The organism is Bifidobacterium sp. 2450 (assembly GCF_041900695.1).
Classification (GTDB): Bacteria; Actinomycetota; Actinomycetes; order Actinomycetales; family Bifidobacteriaceae; genus Bifidobacterium; species Bifidobacterium longum.
Window position 1 is genome coordinate 1 of record NZ_JBHEEA010000038.1, and the last position, 686, is coordinate 686.

Below are 686 nucleotides of genomic sequence, written 5' to 3' on the forward strand. Positions count from 1 at the left end.
TTCCCTAACCCAGCGCATCCGCTTCGACCGTTCCGGCACCTCGAGCGCCAATGACGAGATGCACCTGTCGGGCGCGATACTGCCGGGCAGCCCGGCTATCGCGGTCATCAGCATCGTATGGGTCAACAAGGGCGCGTTCAACACGCAATCATGGAGGGGCATCACGTTGGCTCGCATGATCGGATGGAAGGTGATCGGAGACGCCGTCCACACGCCGTGCGCGGAAAACATAGGTTACCAGGACTTGGGCGTGAACCAGTTCGTGGCAACGACCGCAGGGGAAATCCTGTACATGACCCCCGGCTCGCTCAACATCGGTGCGGGAGCATGGCATCGCGGGTGTCTAATCGCGCCGGTCGTGCCGGCCTGACTAGATGCCGTAGGAGATTGCCAGACCGAATGCCGAAGTACCCTGCTCGCCGCCCTGATTGATGTAACGCAATGCACCGTTTGTCTGGACGATGATGGCTTTCTGGTTGTCGCCGTCACGACCCCCGTAGGAGAAGTTGAGTTCGGTTGGAGGCCTCCAACCCTCGGGCAGAATGCCGAAGTCCCCGCTGCTCCACGAGCCCGAGGCCGAGGACTTCCAGTCGATGCGCAACGTGACGAGCGAGCCACGACGGTAGCCTTTGACGGTACCGTAAGTGGAGTTAATCAGCGTCAGCACTTTGGTCTGGGTTAGGGAA

General features: G+C 60.6%; 2 protein-coding genes. One reads left to right on the plus strand and one right to left on the minus strand.

Annotation, left to right across the window (positions count from 1 at the left end):
• Positions 1-370, plus strand: a 370-nt coding sequence (locus ACEUKI_RS10735; RefSeq protein WP_374156890.1) for a hypothetical protein, incomplete at its 5' end; no start/stop codon positions are given.
• Here the strand turns inward: ACEUKI_RS10735 and ACEUKI_RS10740 are convergent.
• Positions 371-686: hypothetical protein (locus ACEUKI_RS10740; protein WP_374156891.1), on the minus strand; the 316-nt coding region annotated here is incomplete at its 5' end.